The following is a 20040-nucleotide window of genomic DNA, read 5'->3' on the forward strand; positions in this document are numbered from 1 at the left end:
TTTTCCAACCGATAGTATAAAGAGAATAAATAATACATAAGGAGAATTTGAAATGGAATATATACTCATTGGTATTGGAATATATGCACTACGTATACTTGTTCCAATTTTAGTTGCTAGAGTTATGTGGAAAAAGAAATCCGAAATATGGAAGATTGTTATTGCTGTCATACTGACAATTTTCATACCTTGGTTGGGTTTAATTTATCTCGTCATCGATCGTTTAAGGTCACCAAGCATCCCCCGATTATAGTCTCCGCATTTGTCCAACCCCTGGCGCTGAGCAACTTGTTTGCATAATTGTTCTTTCAATACATACTGGTTATTTGTCCTCTCCTTTATATGGGAGAGGGTGGTTAACCCTCTACCTTCTTTAGATATTCAGTGGCAAACCCGCCATTAAAACCTTCCAGCAGCACTACCTCTGATCCGCACAAGTCCCACGGTTCCCACTTCACCGTCCAAACCTTATCCTTGTATTTTTCCTTCCGAGCTTCGTAGCATGAATGCATGATTACTTTGTCTTCCGGTATCAGTCCGGATTTCTCAAGCCACTCAATCATTTCACCAGCCCGGATCTGTGCTCCGAGTGTTATAATCTCGCCTGCATTGAAGCAGTTGCTTTTCAGCTCCTTGTATATCCCGTTCAAAATCAGCGATAATTTCAAGGTTGTAGTCGATACAGAACAGAATCTGCAGCTTATTCATCCGTCAGCGTATTTCCTGCCGCACTCACAACGGTATTTATCCAATGTTTCCATGTCTTTTCCCTCCCTGGGACTAACGAAACTTATTTTGATAAGCCATGTACAATTGTTAAATAATTGAAATCGGAGTGTTACATATGGATAAAAATAAAAAGTTTTACGGCTTGTGTCTAGGAATATGCTCTGCTGTTGCTTTTGGATTTGCATTCCACAACATTGCATTAGGTATTGGTTTGGGAATTGTTTTTGGTGTTGCCTTGCCTCAGACAGGTAAACCCAAAACTCCTAAAGATAAATAAGGTTCCGCTACTGGGGCTATCCCCGATTAATGGCTTACCCTTATTTTGAAAATGGGTTACTGCCCAATACATTGGCTAGGCATCAGCATAGGATGACGTATAACCAATTGGGAGGTAATATGTTGAACTATCCAATGAACCAAATGAATTCAATGCATCAAATGCACCAAATGCCACAACCCATCGTGGTATACCCTGTTGATCCATATGTTGTAGAAACCTTAAAATCTGTTATTGGAAAACAAGTTGTGTTAGAAACTACTCGTGGTGGAGTCAGCGGATGTGTAGTTGATGTCAAACCAGACCATGTTGTGTTAGATACTAGAGGTAGAAAGTTCTTTGTCCGGATATGTGAGATTGTTTGGATCATGCCTGAGTAATTTTCTATTCCAGAGGGGCTGTGAAAACAGCTCTTTTTTCATATCTATTTGCCTCTTGTAGCTAACTGTTCAGCATTCCTGATAACCAATAATGCAATAACTTCGTTGTTATATGAATATTATAATCTTCAAATCGATCATTTGGATGATAAGACCCCTGTGCAGCATAGCCATTAAGAGCACCAGTAAACATTGCAGTGAAGATCTTTAGATCGTTAGTCTCAAACGACTCAAGTAATCTAATCTCGCGGAAATTCACCTCTATCTACCATACTCTTTCCTGGTTTGTGTTCAGCGAATATCTTTTGCTTCAAAGGAGATACTTCCTTCTTCACCTTCTTACGGGTGGTATTGCGTTTCGCACATGAAGATAAGCAATAGGTTGTTCTGTAGCTTCCACATGAACTTTAAGTTCCGCACATCGATATTTCGGTGGAATTGCCCAGTCTTTCGGACGTTCCGGACGCCATCCGGGTCCACCTGTGATATAAAGTGGCTTAATACATGCCGCGGCTTCGTCACGGGTTAGCCGAAATCCTCTCTATTCAATTCTTTTTCGCGAATTTTAAAACGTATTGGTCTCCCAGCGATGCCGATCCATTCTCTTCGTCACACTCATGCTGTCCTTTTACTTGAGGCTGGTAACGATATGAAGTATGTTCAGGAGCGACTCGGACACGGCAGTATTACAATTACATCTGATGTATATTCTCACATTTCCAAGAAGATTGAAGAAATTAGTATAGAAAAGTACGAAGCCCACATGAGATCTATCCTCGAATAGCACCCCTGATTATTTGTGGGCATTTTGTGGGCACCGTCATTACAGAGGTCCCTTACTGCTCCCACGCCCACACACAAAAAAACCCTCAACGCCAAAGGCGTCAAGGGTTTGAACGTTCTAGTAAAGAGTCATGTATTGCGCTCTTTCCCACTCATGCACTTGCGTGCGGTAGATATCCCATTCGATTTCTTTTAGCTCGTAGAAGTGAGCCAAAGCATGTTCGCCGAGAGCTTCGGTAATAACATGACTGCGGATCATTTCGCTAAGTGCTTCTTTCAAATCGGATGGCAAGCTTGGAATGCCTTCTTCGATACGCTCTTCTTCAGACATCACATAGATGTTACGATCAATCGGAGCTGGAAGATCAAGCTTACGTTTAATTCCGTCAAGACCTGCTTTCAACATAACAGCAAGTGCGAGGTAAGGGTTAGCTGCTGGGTCCGGGTTACGAACCTCAACACGTGTGCTAAGACCTCTAGAAGCCGGAATACGAATCATTGGGCTACGGTTACTTGCAGACCAAGCTACGTAGCAAGGTGCTTCATAACCAGGAACAAGGCGTTTGTATGAGTTCACTGTTGGGTTAGTAATCGCTGCAAAAGCACGAGCGTGCTTCAAAATACCAGCCATGTAGTAACGTGCAGTTTTGCTCAGACCCAGCTTGTCGCTTTCGTCGTAGAACATGTTTTCTTTGCCTTTAAACAAGGATTGGTGAGCGTGCATACCAGATCCGTTGATACCGAACAATGGTTTAGGCATAAAAGTTGCATGCAGGCCGTGTTGACGGGCTACCGTTTTCACGACGAGCTTAAAGGTTTGAATTTGGTCAGCAGCAGTAATCGCGTCAGCATATTTAAAGTCAATTTCATGCTGGCCCGAAGCTACTTCATGGTGGGAAGCTTCGATTTCAAAGCCCATTTCTTCAAGGGTCAGTACGATTTCACGACGACAGTTTTCCCCTAAATCCGTTGGCGCTAAGTCAAAGTATCCACCTTGGTCGTTCAATTCCGTAGTAGGATTGCCTCTTTCGTCTGTCTTGAATAGGAAGAATTCAGGTTCTGGTCCAACGTTCATAGCTGTGAAACCCATTTCTTCTGCTTCCTTCAGACAACGTTTGAGGATACCACGCGGGTCTCCAGCAAAAGGTGTACCATCTGGCATGTAGACGTCACAAATCAGACGAGCTACACGACTATCTGTCACCCAAGGGAAGATTACCCATGTATCTAGGTCAGGGAAGAGATACATATCAGATTCTTCAATCCGTACATAACCTTCGATGGAAGAACCATCAAACATCATTTTATTATCAAGCGCTTTTTCCAATTGGCTAACTGGAATCTCTACATTCTTGATAGTACCTAATAGATCCGTAAATTGCAGACGAATAAAACGAACATTCTCTTCCTTGGCAATGCGTAAAATATCCTCTTTAGAAAAGCTCATGTGATCCTCTCCCTTTCGAACTTCTATATATTATTATTTATTAAAAAACCGGGATAACTCACCTTGAATCAGAGACACTTGTCCCGGTCTTTTACCGGAAACTAGTTCTTGCTTCAGCATTCGGTGAAGCTGGGAATCGGATAACTCTCTACGTCTAACCTCTGTATCAGGGGTAATAACAGTAGCTTCCTCGGATTCCTTAGAGACAGGATTCATTACTTGCTTAATGCCAGCAATATTAACACCCTTCTCGATCAGAGCTTTAATTTCTAATAGGCGCTCAACATCATTAAAAGAGAACAAACGCTGATTCCCCGACGTACGTGCTGGTACGATCAGACTGTGCTGCTCATAATAACGAATTTGTCTCGCGGACAAATCAGTCAGCTTCATTACAATTCCAATAGGAAATAGTGCCATATTTCTGCGGATTTCATCACCCATGACTCATCCAACCTTCCAATGATCTTTTTCTGATCTCATTGTACATTTCCTAATACAGCGTGTCAATGGTATGTGAGATATTCTTACAGCAATTTTCTTTCACGCATACTTTGAAGTGCCATCAAAACGCCATATTTAACATGTGAATAGGTTAACCCGCCTTGCATATAGCCAATATAAGGAGCACGTATAGGCGCATCTGCAGATAACTCCAAGCTTCCACCTTGTATAAACGTGCCTGCAGCCATAATAACAGGATGTTCATAACCTGGCATATCCCAAGGCTCTGGTACCACATGGCTGTCCACAGCTGCAGCGCGTTGTATGCCCTGAACAAAGGCAATTAAGTGTTCTGGTCCATCAAAGGAAACCGCCTGAATCAAATCTGTACGAGGCTCGTTCCACGCTGGCTTTGTCTCAAACCCGCAACGCTGAAATACGGATGCAGCAAAAATACTCCCTTTTAAAGCTTGTCCGACCGTGTGTGGAGCCATAAACAACCCTTGGTAAAGCCCACGTGTTGTTCCTAACATAGCCCCTACTTCACCACCTATGCCAGGAGCGGTTAATCGATAAGCTGCCAATTCCACAAGATCCTGTCGGCCACAAATATAACCGCCTGTCTCAGCAATACCCCCACCCGGATTCTTAATTAACGATCCTGCTACTAGATCCACACCAACCTGTGGAGGCTCAAGCTCTTCGGTAAACTCACCATAACAATTGTCTACGAAGACAATCACTTCCGGTTTCAACACCTTTACCCTCGAAGTCATTTCACCAATTTCAGCCACTGTGAAAGAAGCACGCCAATCATATCCGCGTGACCTTTGGATTCCAATCACTTTAGTATTTTCGTTAATAGCGAGAGCTACCTCATCCCAATCGATCTTGCCATCTGCAGTAAGAGCAACCTCCCGGTAAGTAATTCCGAAATCTGCGAGAGAACCTGTCCCATCCCCTGTGTGACCAATTACCTTATGTAAGGTATCGTACGGACGTCCTGTGATGTATAGCAGCTCATCTCCTGGACGCAGTACACCAAATAGAGCTGTTGATATGGTGTGTGTTCCTGAAGCGAAATGCGGGCGTACCAGTGCAGATTCCGCACCAAAAACGTCAGCATAGACAAGATCCAACACTTCACGGCCACGGTCATTATACGCATACCCCGTTGAACCGGCAAAGTGAAAATCACTGACTTGATGACGCTGGAACGCTTCTATAACCTTCCACTGATTCTTATCTACAATACGATCAAGGGCTTTGACAGCGCCTTCTATTTCAACTTCTGCGGCCTCTGCCGCGCTCAAAATATCCTCTGCAAAAACTACCATTCGTTCTTATTCGCTCCTTACATTTACTTGCCATCATAATGACAGAAAGCGGCAGTAAACTGACGCTTTCTAGATTAGCTATTATTTTATACCTATAAACGAAGCATTTCCACCTTAGGAATGACTGACAAGATTACTGCTGGTCCACAAAATCAGCAAGCATGTAACCCCATTTGTCATAATCCTCTTTATTAAGACGAACGTTATAGAGCACATCGTTCTCATCATATGTCGTTTCCAGAACCTCTCCCACCCTGTAGAGCAAGGAAGAAATGTCACCTCGGTCTCCGGGAATGCGGAAGTTGAGTGTGTCGCCAGCCAGTTCATCGGCGATCATTTCGGTAATCCGTGTTAAATCTTCAGGATTAAATGCACTGATCTTCAAGTACCCTGTACCTGTAGGCAACATTTCCAGTTGCTCAGGCTGACATAGATCAATTTTATTAAAAAGTACGATTTGCGGTGTACCAGATGCACCAAGATCCTGCAAGATGGATTGGACAATCTCCATCTGCTCCTCACGCATTGGTGAAGAGGCATCCACCACATGTAGCACCAAATTAGCCTCATTCACTTCCTCCAGCGTTGCACGGAAAGATGCGACAAGATCATGCGGAAGATTCTGAATGAAGCCTACAGTATCCGTAAGCACGACCTCTTTTCCACCTGCTAGCTCAAGCACACGTGAAGTAGGGTCCAGTGTGGCAAACAACTGGTTTTCAATATAGACATCCGCATCGGTTAGTTGCTTAAGCAGCGTTGATTTCCCTGCATTCGTATACCCAACAAGTGCGACTTGCACCGCTCCCGCCTTGCGGCGACGCTCCCGATGTAGCTCACGAGTCTTAACAACCTCATCCAGCTGGCGTTTCAGCTCCGTAATCCGATCACGAATATGTCGGCGATCGGTTTCCAGCTTACTTTCACCCGGACCTCTGGTACCAATTCCTCCACCTAGTCTAGATAAGTTCTTCCCTTGGCCGGAAAGCCGGGGTAACAGATAGGACAATTGTGCCAGTTCTACCTGAATAATTCCTTCTCGCGTCTTCGCACGCCCCGCAAAAATATCCAGAATAAGCTGCGTCCGGTCAATAATCTTAAGATCGAGAGCCTCCTCAAGGTTCCGTACTTGGGCTCCGGACAATTCTTGATCAAAGATAGCTGTATTAGCCCCGAGAGCATCAGCAGCCATCCGTAGCTCTTCTACTTTACCTTTACCAATAAACCATCTAGAATCAGGCGTTTCCTTGTTTTGACGCAGCACATCCAGAACTTCAACACCAGCGGTTTCGGCTAATTGCACTAATTCCTGTAATGAAAGCTCTGGATCAATTCCGGTTCTTTTAATTTTATCTGTGACGAGACTTACCAATATCGCTCGATCTTGTACATCTGTTTCCGTATCATGCGTTGTTATTGCCATGTATGTCATGCTCCTTATGACGGTGATAGTATCCTGTAATTCATAATTTGAAATCCTCAGTTCGAAGCGTCATTAATTCCTGCTTGCCTGGGCTGGTACTTTCATACTGGTTTAACAGTCTTACAGCCTGACCCCGAACAGCTTTCTCAATGGCGTTGCGAACATACCGCGCATTACTGAAAGCATGAAGACTCTCCGTCTTCTCTACTAACAAATGCTGCTTTAACTTGAGTATCGCCTGTGGCATCAAAATATAGTCGCGATCTTTTGCCATGAGTTCAGCAATTTGCAGCAGTTGATCGATCGTATAATCAGGAAATTCCACCTGTATCGGAAACCGTGAAGGCAATCCGGGATTGCTCATCAAAAAATACTCCATCTCTCCAGAGTACCCCGCTAAGATAAGTATAAATTGACTGCGATGATCCTCCATGGCCTTGACGAGCGTATCAATCGCTTCTTTTCCAAAATCCTTTTCTCCACCGCGAGCAAGGCTATAAGCCTCATCGATAAACAAAATACCGCCCAAAGCCTTTTTTACCAGATCGCGAGTCTTCTGTGCAGTATGACCGATGTATTCTCCTACAAGGTCGGCTCTCTCCACCTCAATGAGATGTCCTTTGGTCAGTACACCCATACGCTGGAACAGCTTAGCCACGATTCTAGCCACGGTTGTCTTGCCAGTTCCGGGATTCCCTTTAAAAACCATGTGATAAGCTTGCCCACCGCTTGCAAGTCCTGCCTCAGTTCGCATTTGAGCAATCTGTAACAAGGCGTAGATTTCAAAGACTAGCTCTTTGATATTGTCCAGACCCACTAAACCTTCCAATTCTTGCGTTAACTCTTGGAACAGGCTAGTGTGGCCGTGATTTTTTGGAGGTACCGGCCGACTCTCTCCAGAAGGGTTAGTTATAGCCGGAGGCTCTTGACTCCGCAATACAATATTGATTTGTCGAGACGGTCTTTCTTCCTCCCGTCCACTGGCCGCTGCTACGCGTCCGCTCATCGGTATCACCTCATTATCCAGGGCTGACTTCTCTAATCAAGTCTATTCCAGTAAATGAAGTGTTATTAGAAGATTCGGGATTTTTTGGACAAATCACAGGAATAGCTGCTGAAGCTTCCATTTCGTATAGGCTAGAATCTCACGTGTTTTATGTCTTGTCATCGATAGAACGGTGGATTCTGTAAGTCCCAGCTCAGGATTCACATATGCAAGCTCGTCAGCAATTTCATGAGCCCGCCACCCATGGTAAGTATGCGTAATGATTATTGCTGAAGACAAACCTTCACGCGCCATAATCTCTTTACTAAACAAAAGATTCTCGTAAGTGCTGGTAGCTTCATTCTCTACGTAAATGGCGCTATCTGGCACTCCTTTAGCAACCAAATAATTACGCATTCCTTGAGCTTCTGTGTATTGTAAATCAGGTTTATCTAAACCACCAGATACAATAAGATGTGGGAACATCCCTTCTTGATAAAGCTTCAGTCCGTAATCCAGCCGTTCCTTAAGTCCTGGGCTAGGCTCATCCCCCCACATCGACATGCCAAGAATGATCCCAACATCAGCCTTTTGCATAGGATCTGTCGTGGCAGCTTTATTAATATTGTTTAACGCATAAGCACACCACAACAATCCAGCAATCACAATAATCGATAAAGCGATAAGCAACGTTCGTTTCGTCCAGAATCTGCGTTTTTTGGAAACAATCCGAATCGGGGAAGACCCTCTTCCGTAGACGTACCATTCCATTTCTTTATTTCCTCCTGAATTCTCCATGATGAAATAATTCGGCACGATGCTTCAAAGATAGTGAGAAATAAGGGAAAGCATGAGCATCGATGCCGCGTAAAATAGTATTGGCTGTCTCCCAGGCGAGTTTATAATCACTCTCGGAAATATCTTCCCTCTCCAGCGCTTCCTCTAATTCATCCTCATCAAGCAAGAAAACCTCGCCATTCCAAAGCACAACCACATCCAGATACAAATCATCAAACCATGGAACGCCTTGGTCTGTGACGCCCTGCACCTTGCAGGTGTCTATGTACCATTGAATGATATTTTGCCGTTCGTCAAACATAGCCGTCACAATATAGTGACTGTCTTTGGGGAAATATTGCAGCCAGGAATAACCTTTATCCGCAATACGATATGTATGCCGTCCATAGCTCTTCCACAGTGGTTCTTTCAGCCCGTAGATGGTATAAAGCGTAATATATCCGCTGAATTCCCGGCTCTCCACATAGCGGCAGGCAAAATGGCGACGCGTAATCCGGCGCCAGTTGGCCCGGTCTCCGAATTTACGTTTCATAGAAATTACCCTCTCCAGTATGGTTTCTTCAGCTTACCACATTTAGAGGATACACTCAAAACATCCCGCAAAATACAGCAAATTTTTATCACAGATTCGATTAGAAAAATATGGAGTTATAAAAGAAAGAAGCTGTCCCATAAGTAGCATTCACTACTTTTGAGACAGCCTCAGGAAAAGAAAAGCTAACTTCATAAATTCAAAGCATCACTATTGAACAGAAGAATCACCATTCACATTGCTAGCCTCTTGATCAGGGCTTTGTGTTGCATTACCACTGTCATTCCCCGAACTTCCGCCTCCAGAAGGTACATCTGGTGGAGCGGTAGGTATCGGTGTTGCTGACGGTGGAGGCGTAGTGAATTCTGGCAAAGTTCCTGTTCCACCATTATTTCCGCTTCCATCGTTGCCACCACCATTATTTCCACCGTTGCCATTATCCCAGCCATTGTCTCCACCATTCTCAGGGGTTGGTGTCGGGAGATTAGGGTCAATGGTTGGTTCAGGCGTTGGCATCTCATCCTGCACAGAGACAGTAACCACATTCGATGGTTCACTTTCTACTTGGGTTGCAGGATCGTAGGAAGTAACATAATACTCGTAAACCAGACCAGGCATTGCACTAAAGTCTCCTGCACTAGTCGTGACCGTATTTAACAGTAAACCGAAATCAGCCTCGGATGTCTCTCTACGATAAATACGATATTCTACACCCGCAACAGGAACTGCCTGCCAGCCCAGATTTACTGTCATCGTAGATGGATCATAAGCTGCAGTAAGTCCACTAACATTCTTAGCTGGTTCAGGTGTTTCTGTAGGTGCAGGAGCGATTTCATTATCTAGCTGTGGGAAGGACTTCTTAGGAACATCCCTTAACGCTTCCTCCATCACTTTACCCCAGAATGCTGCGGCAAGCCCACTGCTATTCTTAAGCAGATGTTTCTTGCTTGGCTTGTCATAACCCATCCACACAGCAGCTGTCCATTCAGGTGTATATCCCACAAACCAAACATCACGGTTCGAGCTGATTCCAGAATATCCACTTTGAGTCGTACCGGTCTTACCAGCAACTGGACGATCAATCCTTGCTTTTCTACCCGTACCACTCTCTACAACCTTTTGCATCATCTCGGTCATTTGATAAGCCGTTTGCTTACTCATAACACGCTCAGGCGTTGTATTAGCCTTGAAGACGGTCTCTCCACTACTATCAGTGATCGATTTAATGGAATAAGATTCTCGAAGTTCACCGCCATTTGCAAAAGCACTGTAAGCTTGTGCCATTTCCAGTGTATTCGTTCCTTTGCTCATACCTCCGAGAGCCAGTGAGAGGTTCTTGTCCTCGTCTTCCAGTCCAATCCCCAATTTCTTGGCAAACTTAAATCCGGTATTCACTCCAATTTCATTAAGCAACCAGACCGAAGGAATATTCTCTGATTTCTGTATAGCATCACTCATACTAATACTCTTGGAATATCCGTGAAGGTTAGTTGGGCAATAGTTGGAAAAACACTGCTTCTCGTTGCTTAACGTAGAATACTTGTCGTACTTTCCAGTTTCCAGTGCTGGAGCATAAGCAACGATTGGTTTAAAGGCTGAACCAGGAGAACGTCGGCTGCCATTTACACGGCTGTAGCCTTTTTTCTCATAATTCCGTCCACCTAGAAGTGCGACAATGCCGCCATTCTCTTGATTCACGATGGTCATAGAACCTTGTACCAGTTCGTCGTCTACACTCTTCTCGAAGTTATCACTGTCTGCAAAAGCATCTTCTACGGTTTCTTGAGCGTGCTTATCCATCGTGGTGTATATCTTGTAACCACCAATATTCAGATCATCTTCGGATAGTCCAAACTTCTCTTCTGCTTCTTCCACTGCGAAGTCAATAAAAGCTTGATAACGCTGTTTCTTTTCAGGTGGCTTATAATTATAATCCACGGCTTGTGCTTCGTCTCTCTCTTGCTCCGTAATATAACCTTGTTCGTACATGAGCTGAAGTACTACTGCACGACGTTCCTTTGAAAGATCCGGGTTACGCAGAGGGTTGTAACGAGACGGTCCCTTAGGCATCGCAGCCAGTGTCGCAATTTCCCAAACTTTCAGATCATTCAGATCACTCTTACCAAAATATCTTTCAGATGCTGCTTTAATTCCGTAGATCGTACCACCAAAGTTTATTCGGTTCAGGTACATCGTAATGATCTCTTCTTTAGATTTCTGGTTCTCCAATGCTACAGCAATGGATACCTCAGTCGCTTTACGGAAAAATGTTTTATCCCGTGTCAAAAAGATGTTTTTGGCCAGCTGCTGAGTAATGGTACTACCACCTTCTACCATGCTGCGTGCAGCAATATCTTTTACCGCTGCCCGGCCGATTGACCATAAATCCACACCAGAATGCTCAAAGAAGCGTTTATCTTCTGTGGCCACAAAGGCATTGATCAATAACGGTGGAATCTTCTCATACTCTACAGGATCGCTTTTCTCAAGCGATAATTCGCCGATTAAATTAGCATTGCGGTCATATACTTTTGTAGTTTCATTTACGGTCAGTTTGTCTTGGTTCTCTAGGAGAAGTTTTTGCCCATTCAGCATAATGAACAGATAACCGCCAAGCGCACAGAAAATGGCCAACGCTGTAGCAAAGAACAAGCTCCACAGCACACGCTTTTTAGTCAAAAACTTCTTTTTCTTCTTACTTTTCGGTTTTGGTTTTGAATTGGAACTGGACGATCCTCTATTTCTATTGTTGTTCGTCCTTGATGTATCATCTCTAGACATGATGCCTCCTGACTCCCTTCCTTGAATAAATCATGTATGGACTTCTCTGAATGAAAAGAACAACCTTCTCAGGTTGCTCTCTCACACTCTATTCAAACGATTTATTAACAAGAAAGGTTTCACTTCAATTTTGTTAATGTTATTCTTCGTTACTATTGTCCTGCATAAGTGACACACTGCGCTGTGGTGTAAAAGTGGAAATCGCGTGCTTATACACCATTTGCTGGCGTCCATCACTGTCAATAACAATTGTAAAATTGTCGAATGCTTTAATAATTCCCCGGATTTGAAAGCCGTTGGTCAAATATACTGTAGCAGGGATATTTTCTTTGCGTAGTTGGTTCAAGAATGTATCTTGGATGTTAATGGACTTGTTCATATGACGTACCCCCAATGGTTCAATTATATTGTTCAGAAGTATATTCAAGACCTGAGAGAAACTTTCCTGCTATTATAGCACGTATTTTCGAGAAATTCTCAGAAAAGTTTTGCTCACCTTCGACATCGATCCACTCGATTTCCTTCATGTGGCGAAACCATGACAACTGTCTTTTGGCGAATCGGCGAGTATCGCGTTTAAGCAGTATCACAGCTTCCTCAAGCGTCAGTTCCCCTGCGAGGTAAGCGGCAATTTCCTTGTAGCCCAGTCCCTGCATGGACACAAGGCTTCTGCTGTAGCCGTTTTCCAGCAGTCCCTTCACCTCAGCAACAAGACCATCCGCAAGCATGCTATCAATTCGGTCCTCAATACGTTTATATAGTATTTTCCGGTCCATTGTCAAACCGATAAGGCATAAGTCATAGGGCGACTCCTTCTTTTGAGCTGCATGAGAAGCGGAAAGTGTGGTGTTTGTCTGGTGATGAATTTCCAGTGCCCTTATAATTCTACGGCGGTCATTCGGATGCAATTTCGCTGCACTAACCGGATCAACGGCTTCAAGTCTGGCATGCAGCGCAAGCGCTCCATGTTCTTCTGCAAATTGATCCTGTTCTTTACGGAAAGCTTCGTCAGCCACAGCTTCAGAGAATTGAAAACCGTAACATAAGGACTCAATATAGAGACCCGTTCCCCCAACAATAAATGGAAGTTTCCCACGACTGCTTATCTCTTCGATAAGTCTGCTACCTTGTTCCTGAAATTCAGCTGCAGAATATGGGTCCTGTGGATCATGAATGTCGATTAGGTGGTGAGGAATTCCCATCATCTCAGCTGGAGTAATCTTAGCTGTACCAATATCCATACCACGATAAACCTGCATCGAATCTCCAGAAATAATCTCTGCGTTATATGCAGCCGCAAGCTCCAAACTTAACCTGGTTTTACCTACAGCTGTTGGTCCTAATAAGACTAGAACCTTATGTCTCTCTTTAGTTGTCAATGTGTATCACCCCGTACGATGTTTTGGAGTTGCTCCGGAGCAGCTCTGTAAAGCCAAGCCTTTCAAATTCGCCGCTCAGAGCCTTCTCTTTCAAAAGAACAGTTTTACGGGCCACTCTTACCGCCTCAGCTACACTCTCTAGTGATAATGCTGCACGATTAGCAAACTGCCGCAAGGGGGAAATCGAAGCAGAACCGGTCAGCGGCACTCGGAACATAGGATCAAAGTACACAATATCTACACTTCGATCCGGTAGAGCACGTAAGTAGTCCAAATGTTCACTATGAACGACATTAATTCTACGCAAGGCCTCATTAACCCTTACTTGCCCAGAGGTATAATGCCGCATCCCTTCATAGAGCAGTGCATACAGCGGCAATGAGCTCTCCAGAGCGGTAATCTCTGAGGACTCACCACCATGCACAGCAAATAGCAACGAATCAGCACCTAGACCCGCTGTGCAATCTAGTACGCTATCTCCGGGAAGCATTCGAGCAGCGACAAGCATCGGTTCTATATCACCCTTTAGAATCCGTTTCGCACGAACGAAACCCATGCTTGGGTGAAACTCCATAGGCTCCATCCCTAATCGGTGTAAACGAACGGCTTCTTGAGAAAGAATTAGTATATCCTCATCTCCATAGTGTTCCACCATCTTGGGTATAGAGAATTTCTCGCGTGGAGCGTATTTACAGCCCGTTCTTTCTGCGAGATTCTGAGCTCGCTCTACAATATCCATTATCGGGCTATAACCCGTAGTTATAATCATGTTGCCTCCAGTCATACTTACAACAAATTTCTAATCGTACAATTACATCACCCGTTTGAACAATTTCTCTAAATCATAGGATGAAAAAGAAATCACAATCGGACGCCCATGTGGACAAGTATACGGCTGTCTGCATGCTGCCAGACGAGACAACAAGGCCTCGACTTCCTGTTCTGTTAGTTTCTGGTTGGCTTTGATGGAGGCTTTACACGAGCATAGAATAGACGATTTCTCTCGTAGCTTTGCTAGGTCAATCAATCGTTCACTCAAGACCCACTCCGCCATTTCTTCAACGATCGCCTTCTCCTCGCCTTCAGGAAACCAATACGGCAAAGATCGAATCAGAAAAGTTTGTCCTCCAAAATGTTCAAGGTACACTCCAGCCTGCTGAAACCAATGTAAACGTTCACTAAGTTGACGACTTTCCGAAGGCGTGAACTCAAGCGTAATTGGCAAAAGCAGATCCTGAGAAGCGTCTTCAGGACGACCGAACTTCTCATAAAAAAACTCGTAATTTATGCGTTCGTGAGCCGCATGTTGATCAATGAGATACAGTCCGCCGTCATTCTGAGCGATAATATAAGTCCCATGATGCTGTCCGATATAATTTAGTTCCGGGAAGGCAGGAAGCCCAGGTTCTTCATCGACTGGCGGTGCCCATAACGCTTGGGCAGAAGGAATCTGCCTCTGCAGGGATGAAGCTTCTTGCGGGCGATACCCATTAGCATAGTTGTTGCTCACATTATTTTGACGTCCTTGTGAAGAGGAAGACTGGTATCCTGAGCCGTAGGATGGAGCCGTTTCACGGGTCATCGGAGTATCAATCTGCCCCTCTTTTCTGAACTCACTGGCGCTCTGTTCAACATTTGATGGTTGTTGTCTACTAAAGGAACTACCAGATCCCTGAGGAACTGAATCCTTGCCCAACTCAGACGGTGGGGGTGCCGGAACTGACCCTTTAGAAAAAGCAAACTGCTCCTGTATAAATGAACTGCTGCCCTTTGGCCCAATGGTTTCTTTACCCGGACGCGGTATCAAACTTTGCCCTAACAATACTTTACGAATTTCTTGTTCAACAAACGTGTAAAGCTCATTCTCCTTACTAAACCGAACCTCCAGCTTAGCTGGATGAACATTGACATCCACAAGTGAAGGATGCATGTCCAGTTCGAGCACCAGCAGTGGATAGCGGTTAATCGGAAGTAAAGTATGATAAGCACGCATGATCGCTGCGTTCAGACCATTGCTGCGAATATATCGTCCTCCCACAATGGTAGTCACTGCGTTTCGATTTGAGCGTGTCCATTCCGGACGACTTATATAACCAGAAATACGATAATCCAAGTCCTCTGCCGCAATCGGCAACATAGCCTTAGCTGCGGAGGTTCCGTACACCGCTGCGATCACTTGCAGCAGATCACCATTACCAAGCGTGTGCAGCAGCTGATTGCCATTATGATGCAAGGTAAAAGAGATTCCCGGATGGGCTAACGCCATTCGATACATGGCATCCGATATATGACCAAGCTCCGTCTGGATACTCTTCATGTATTTCAGCCGTGCCGGTGTGTTAAAAAATAATTCACGCACCGCTAGATCGCTCCCACGGCCCGAAGGGGAATCTTCATTCCGAATTAAATTACCACCCTCAATATCAATCAGGCGTCCTTTGCCGTCATCGGCAGTAGCCGTTAGAAGAGAGACTTTGGATACCGCAGCAATACTGGGGAGCGCCTCACCACGGAACCCTAAGCTAGTGATCTGGAATAGATCACGCCCATTAGCGATTTTACTTGTGGCATGACGATAAAAGGCGGTCTCGCAATCCTCAGGCTCGATCCCCGAGCCGTTATCTTTTACTCGGATGCTCTGTAAACCACCTTCCTCCACCGAAACCTCAATCCTTGTGCTTCCTGCGTCAATAGCATTCTCAACCAGCTCCTTCACAACAGAAGCTGGTCGCTCTACAACTTCACCCGCAGCAATCTGGTTGGCAATATGCTCGTCCAATATATGAATTTTGGCCAATTTCATTCACCTCTTATTTAGGCAATCAATAATTAAAGATCCTTTGCTTTCATCTTCAGGTCGTTCAGCAGACTCATAGCCTGAAGCGGAGTCATATTCATAAGATCTGCGTTACGCACAGAAGTGATGAATTCTTTTATCGCAGGATTCTCTTGTACTTCAGTTACTACAGCCGACTGATTTGCACTACCTTTCCGATTCTTACGTGGTTCTTCCTCGCCAAAGATAGACAGTTGAACTACTTCATCTGCTATTGATGAATAGGAGTCTGCAGGAATCCCCGAAGTTTCTGCGATGACACTATCGGGTTGTTGGATAGATGTAGTTGCGACCTCTTTTGCAGCGGCCTGACTTTCTAGTCCACCCCCATAATGAATAGAGGAACCACCTGGATGAGCCGCCTGCTCGATACTTTGAAGCAGACCGTAAGCACGATCAATGATCCCTTCAGGAAGCCCTGCTAGGCGTGCACAATAAATCCCATAGCTACTGTCTGCCGCTCCCGGAACAAGCTTACGCAGGAAGTTAACTTTATCCCCGCTCTCCTGTACGGCCATAGAGTAATTCTTAAGCCCTTTAAGACTTTCTTCTAAGTGAGCCAATTCATGAAAATGCGTCGAAACTAAAGCTTTGCAAGAAATGGTATCGTGCACATACTCAATTACCGCTTGTGCAATCGCCATGCCTTCACTCGTCGATGTTCCTCTACCAAGCTCATCAATGATAATTAAACTCCGGACTGTTGCTTTTTCTGTCATGACCTGTATGTCGGCCATTTCTACCATAAATGTACTCTGACCTCCGATCAAATCATCAGCTGCCCCAATACGAGTAAAGATTCGATCAATTAGCGGAACTTCTGCACTGGTGGCCGGAACGAAACAGCCAATTTGAGCCATAATACAAATGAGTGCAACCTGCCGCATATAGGTACTTTTCCCAGCCATATTAGGACCAGTGATCAAAAGAATATTTCCGTCTTCCTTACTTAGCGTACTTCCGTTTGCTATAAAAGCCGAGTCCTTTAACACAGCCTCCACGACAGGATGACGACCACCTTCAAGTCGAAGATCGTACCCATCCGATAGGACAGGTTTTACGAAGCGATGCTCGGCACTGACGGCTGCCAGACATTGATACACATCAATCTCTGCTACCTTTTCCGCAAGATTCTGCAGTCGCGGAATTTGACCGCTGATTCGATCACGCAGTTCAGTAAACAGGCTGTACTCCAAATCTGTCATTTTATCTTGCGCTTCCAGAATCAGTGCCTCTTTCTCTTTAAGCTCAGGTGTAACAAATCGCTCTGCATTTGCAAGCGTCTGCTTACGTTCATAACGCCCTTCCGGCAACGAAGCCAGATTGGATTTGGTGATCTCTATGAAATAACCGAAGATTTTGTTATATCCGATCTTCAGTGATTTGATGCCTGTGGCTTGCCGTTCTTTCGCTTCCAGTTCGGCGATCCAACGTTTACCATTACTACTAGCTTCCCGCAGCTCGTCCAACCTGGCATGATAACCAGAACGGATAATCCCTCCGTCTCGCACGGACACCGGCGCATCTTCAACAATTGCTCGATCTATATCCTCCCGTATCTCGGCACATTCATCCATGCTAGCACCGATCTCGCGTAGGGTTGCAGATCCCGAAGTCATACATAATTCCTTCAAAGCAGGGATTTGTGCCAGTGATAGCTTTAAGGCATTCATGTCACGACCATTCGCACTACCAAAGGCAATACGACCTACCAGCCGCTCTAAGTCATAAATTTCCTTCAACGCTAAACGCAGGTCCTCTCGAACAATAAACTGATTGTACAAATAATCAACTGCTTCTAGGCGACGTTCGATCGGAGCGCGCTGCAACAGCGGCTTATCTATTCTACGACGTAACAATCGCGCACCCATGGATGTTTCGGTACGGTCTAGTAGCCATAGAAGAGATCCTTTTTTAGAACGTTCTCGGACCGTCTCTGTTAGCTCCAGATTTCGGCGTGTGAACGGATCAAGAATCATATAATTACCTGGTTCATAAGGAGAAATTTGACTAAGTTGTCCCATTGAACGCCGTTGCGTCTCGTTTAGATAGGAGATTAGCAGCGCTAGACATTGTCCACGTTCTTTCTCCAGACGAACCCATGCGGCTTCACCGAATTGTCGACGTGCCAGCTCCTCCTCACGTTTCTCCCAAGGTGTGTACACAACAGGTTTCGCCAACAGAGGCGTTTCACTACGTAAAAGCTCCAATAACGTCGGGTCTCCGATGATCTCAGCCGGTTCATAAATGCCAATCTCATCGCGCAGCCACTCTGCACCAGATAACACTGAAGTAACATACAATTCACCTGTAGTTAAATCACATGCAGCTAATGCCATCATCCCATCACTTTCGGTTACACAAACAAGATAATTGTTGCTTTTGTCGGCAATGATTTTTCCATCCATAACTGTTCCAGGTGTCACGACACGTACGATATCCCGTTTCACCATTCCCTTTGTGACAGAAGCATCCTCTAATTGCTCACAAATAGCGACTTTATATCCTTTTTCAATCAGGCGTTGAATATAACCCTCGGCGGCGTGATAAGGTACTCCACACATCGGGATCTTCTCTGCGCCCCCGCCTTCGCGACCTGTCAACGTAATTTCAAGCTCCTTGGAAGCCAAAATGGCATCTTCAAAGAACATTTCATAGAAATCGCCCAGTCTAAAAAATAGGAAGGCATCCTTTGCCCCTTCCTTCACTTTTAAATATTGCTCAATCATCGGCGTATATTGTGCCATGGTCAACCTCCATGCCTATTTATTGCTGTCCTCCATTATAACAGAAAATTTGCGTACAAAGTCACCCTGCAACCGCATAGAAGTTCATTCTTCTCGATCCTCAGACAAAAAATCACGAAATCCGACACTATTCCTGAAGCTCAATGGGTAGTACCTTTTGTATATATTACAAGCATCCATCGTTCATTAGAAAGAGATGTATTCTTCTGCATTTTAATATTGTAAAATCTTAACACAGAGCGTTAGATCATAAGAAAATAAAAGGAGAATATCAAATGATACGAAGACTTACAGAGGATGATCGGGAACTTCTAATGGCGTTGCTACAGAAAGAGCCTGCTCTTAATTTGTTCATCATTGGAGATGTAGAGAATTTCGGGTTTGAACAGGATTTTATGGCATTGTGGGGAGAGATAGATCCATCTGATGGTCGGATAAAAGCCGTTCTATTACGTTTCTATAGAAGCTATCTTCCTTACGCGGATGGGCCGTTTGATGTGGAAGGATTCGCTACAATCATGCGACAAGATAACGATATTCATATGATTTCCGGTGTAACCGAAGTGGTAAAAGCCTTTGACGGAGTAATTATCTTTAAACAAGAAAAGCAATTGTACTTTGCTGAGCTAAAGGAAATGAATGCCAAAATTAAACAGTACTCTTCTTCCGTTGATAACATGAATAAAGCAACCATCCAGGATGTGGAAGCGATTTGTTCGCTTACGGATACAATAGAAGAGTTTGAAAGCAGTCGGGATGGATCGAGAACTAGCCTACGTAAAACATTGGCGACTGGCACTGGCCGTACGTATTATATGAAACGTGAAGATCAGGTGATTACAACGGCCTCAACATCAGCGGAAAATTCCATGTCAGCTATGATTGTAGGGGTTGCCACTCATCAAGCATTCAGAGAGCAAGGATTAGCTACAAGCGTAGTTGCACAGCTATGCACAGACTTACTCTCTGAAGGGAAATCTTTATGCCTCTTTTATGACAACCCTCATGCTGGGGTCATATACAAACGACTTGGATTTCAAGATATCGGCTCTTGGAGCATCTTGTACATGTAGACAAGCATAAACGCCTTCGGCGTCCTTATTAGGACGGTAAGCGTTTATGCGAGAAATATTAGATATAAGGGATATGTGAAAAACTAATA

Annotated in this window: 18 protein-coding genes and 1 pseudogene; 4 read left to right on the forward strand and 15 right to left on the reverse strand. The window is 44.5% G+C overall.

Features of this window, described 5'->3' with window-relative positions:
• Positions 1-356: 356 nt before the first annotated feature.
• Positions 357-668: a hypothetical protein gene (locus NST34_RS18035; protein ID WP_256716244.1), complete on the reverse strand. Its 312-nt coding sequence runs from the start codon at positions 666-668 to the stop codon at positions 357-359.
• A gap of 176 nt (positions 669-844) precedes the next feature.
• Between NST34_RS18035 and NST34_RS18040 the strand changes: the two genes are divergently transcribed.
• Together NST34_RS18040 and NST34_RS18045 are read left to right on the forward strand one after the other, a co-directional pair.
• A complete protein-coding gene (locus NST34_RS18040; RefSeq protein ID WP_341128475.1) occupies positions 845-1006 on the forward strand; it encodes a hypothetical protein in 162 nt (53 codons plus the stop codon).
• Between the two features lie 170 nt (positions 1007-1176).
• Positions 1177-1386, forward strand: coding sequence for a DUF2642 domain-containing protein (locus NST34_RS18045; protein ID WP_341128476.1), 210 nt, complete (start codon positions 1177-1179; stop codon positions 1384-1386).
• Between the two features lie 61 nt (positions 1387-1447).
• Here NST34_RS18045 and NST34_RS18050 read toward each other — a convergent pair whose 3' ends face one another.
• Positions 1448-1645: a hypothetical protein gene (locus tag NST34_RS18050; RefSeq protein ID WP_341128477.1), complete on the reverse strand. Its 198-nt coding sequence runs from the start codon at positions 1643-1645 to the stop codon at positions 1448-1450.
• A 270-nt stretch (positions 1646-1915) separates the two neighbouring features.
• Here NST34_RS18050 and NST34_RS18055 point away from each other — a divergent pair.
• Positions 1916-2170, forward strand: a pseudogene (locus NST34_RS18055) (tyrosine-type recombinase/integrase); the annotation flags it as partial.
• A gap of 117 nt (positions 2171-2287) precedes the next feature.
• Here the strand turns inward: NST34_RS18055 and glnA are convergent.
• The 13 genes from glnA to mutS form a co-directional block, all read right to left on the reverse strand.
• On the reverse strand, positions 2288-3616 hold the full coding sequence (gene glnA / locus NST34_RS18060; RefSeq protein WP_042128352.1) for a type I glutamate--ammonia ligase: 1329 nt from the start codon (positions 3614-3616) through the stop codon (positions 2288-2290).
• A gap of 33 nt (positions 3617-3649) precedes the next feature.
• Positions 3650-4060 (reverse strand): MerR family transcriptional regulator, encoded by a 411-nt coding sequence (locus NST34_RS18065; protein ID WP_042128355.1) that lies wholly within the window; start codon positions 4058-4060, stop codon positions 3650-3652.
• An 83-nt stretch (positions 4061-4143) separates the two neighbouring features.
• Entirely contained in the window at positions 4144-5397 is a 1254-nt protein-coding gene (locus NST34_RS18070; protein ID WP_076283514.1) for a methionine gamma-lyase family protein, read from the reverse strand.
• Between the two features lie 133 nt (positions 5398-5530).
• Positions 5531-6820, reverse strand: a complete 1290-nt coding sequence (hflX, locus tag NST34_RS18075; RefSeq protein WP_042188885.1) for a GTPase HflX — start codon at positions 6818-6820, stop codon at positions 5531-5533.
• A gap of 40 nt (positions 6821-6860) precedes the next feature.
• Complete coding sequence (locus NST34_RS18080; protein ID WP_042188887.1) at positions 6861-7826, reverse strand: AAA family ATPase; 966 nt, start codon at positions 7824-7826, stop codon at positions 6861-6863.
• Positions 7827-7919: 93 nt separating this feature from the next.
• Complete coding sequence (locus tag NST34_RS18085; RefSeq protein WP_076298771.1) at positions 7920-8576, reverse strand: YdcF family protein; 657 nt, start codon at positions 8574-8576, stop codon at positions 7920-7922.
• 4 nt (positions 8577-8580) lie between these two features.
• Positions 8581-9135 (reverse strand): DUF402 domain-containing protein, encoded by a 555-nt coding sequence (locus NST34_RS18090; RefSeq protein WP_042128364.1) that lies wholly within the window; start codon positions 9133-9135, stop codon positions 8581-8583.
• Positions 9136-9345: 210 nt separating this feature from the next.
• The gene (locus NST34_RS18095; RefSeq protein WP_341061011.1) at positions 9346-11916 is read right to left on the reverse strand and encodes a transglycosylase domain-containing protein; all 2571 of its coding nucleotides are present in this window, start codon (positions 11914-11916) and stop codon (positions 9346-9348) included.
• Between the two features lie 139 nt (positions 11917-12055).
• Entirely contained in the window at positions 12056-12295 is a 240-nt protein-coding gene (gene hfq / locus NST34_RS18100; protein WP_042128368.1) for an RNA chaperone Hfq, read from the reverse strand.
• Between the two features lie 19 nt (positions 12296-12314).
• Positions 12315-13295 carry a tRNA (adenosine(37)-N6)-dimethylallyltransferase MiaA gene (miaA, locus tag NST34_RS18105; protein WP_076283510.1) on the reverse strand — a complete coding sequence of 327 codons (981 nt, stop codon included), beginning with the start codon at positions 13293-13295 and terminating at the stop codon, positions 12315-12317.
• On the reverse strand, positions 13285-14064 hold the full coding sequence (locus NST34_RS18110; RefSeq protein WP_076283509.1) for a class I SAM-dependent methyltransferase: 780 nt from the start codon (positions 14062-14064) through the stop codon (positions 13285-13287). Before NST34_RS18110 ends, miaA begins: the two co-directional genes overlap by 11 nt.
• 42 nt (positions 14065-14106) lie before the next feature.
• Positions 14107-16092, reverse strand: coding sequence for a DNA mismatch repair endonuclease MutL (gene mutL, locus NST34_RS18115; RefSeq protein ID WP_081393015.1), 1986 nt, complete (start codon positions 16090-16092; stop codon positions 14107-14109).
• A 32-nt stretch (positions 16093-16124) separates the two neighbouring features.
• Entirely contained in the window at positions 16125-18878 is a 2754-nt protein-coding gene (gene mutS / locus NST34_RS18120; protein WP_341128478.1) for a DNA mismatch repair protein MutS, read from the reverse strand.
• Positions 18879-19153: 275 nt separating this feature from the next.
• On the opposite strand from mutS, the gene NST34_RS18125 reads away from it, so the two are divergent.
• Entirely contained in the window at positions 19154-19951 is a 798-nt protein-coding gene (locus NST34_RS18125) for a GNAT family N-acetyltransferase (RefSeq protein WP_341128479.1), read from the forward strand.
• Positions 19952-20040 lie beyond the last annotated feature (89 nt).

Origin of the sequence: Paenibacillus sp. FSL H7-0714 (genome assembly GCF_038003765.1) — a bacterium.
In the GTDB taxonomy this organism is placed as follows: Bacteria; Bacillota; Bacilli; order Paenibacillales; family Paenibacillaceae; genus Paenibacillus_AQ.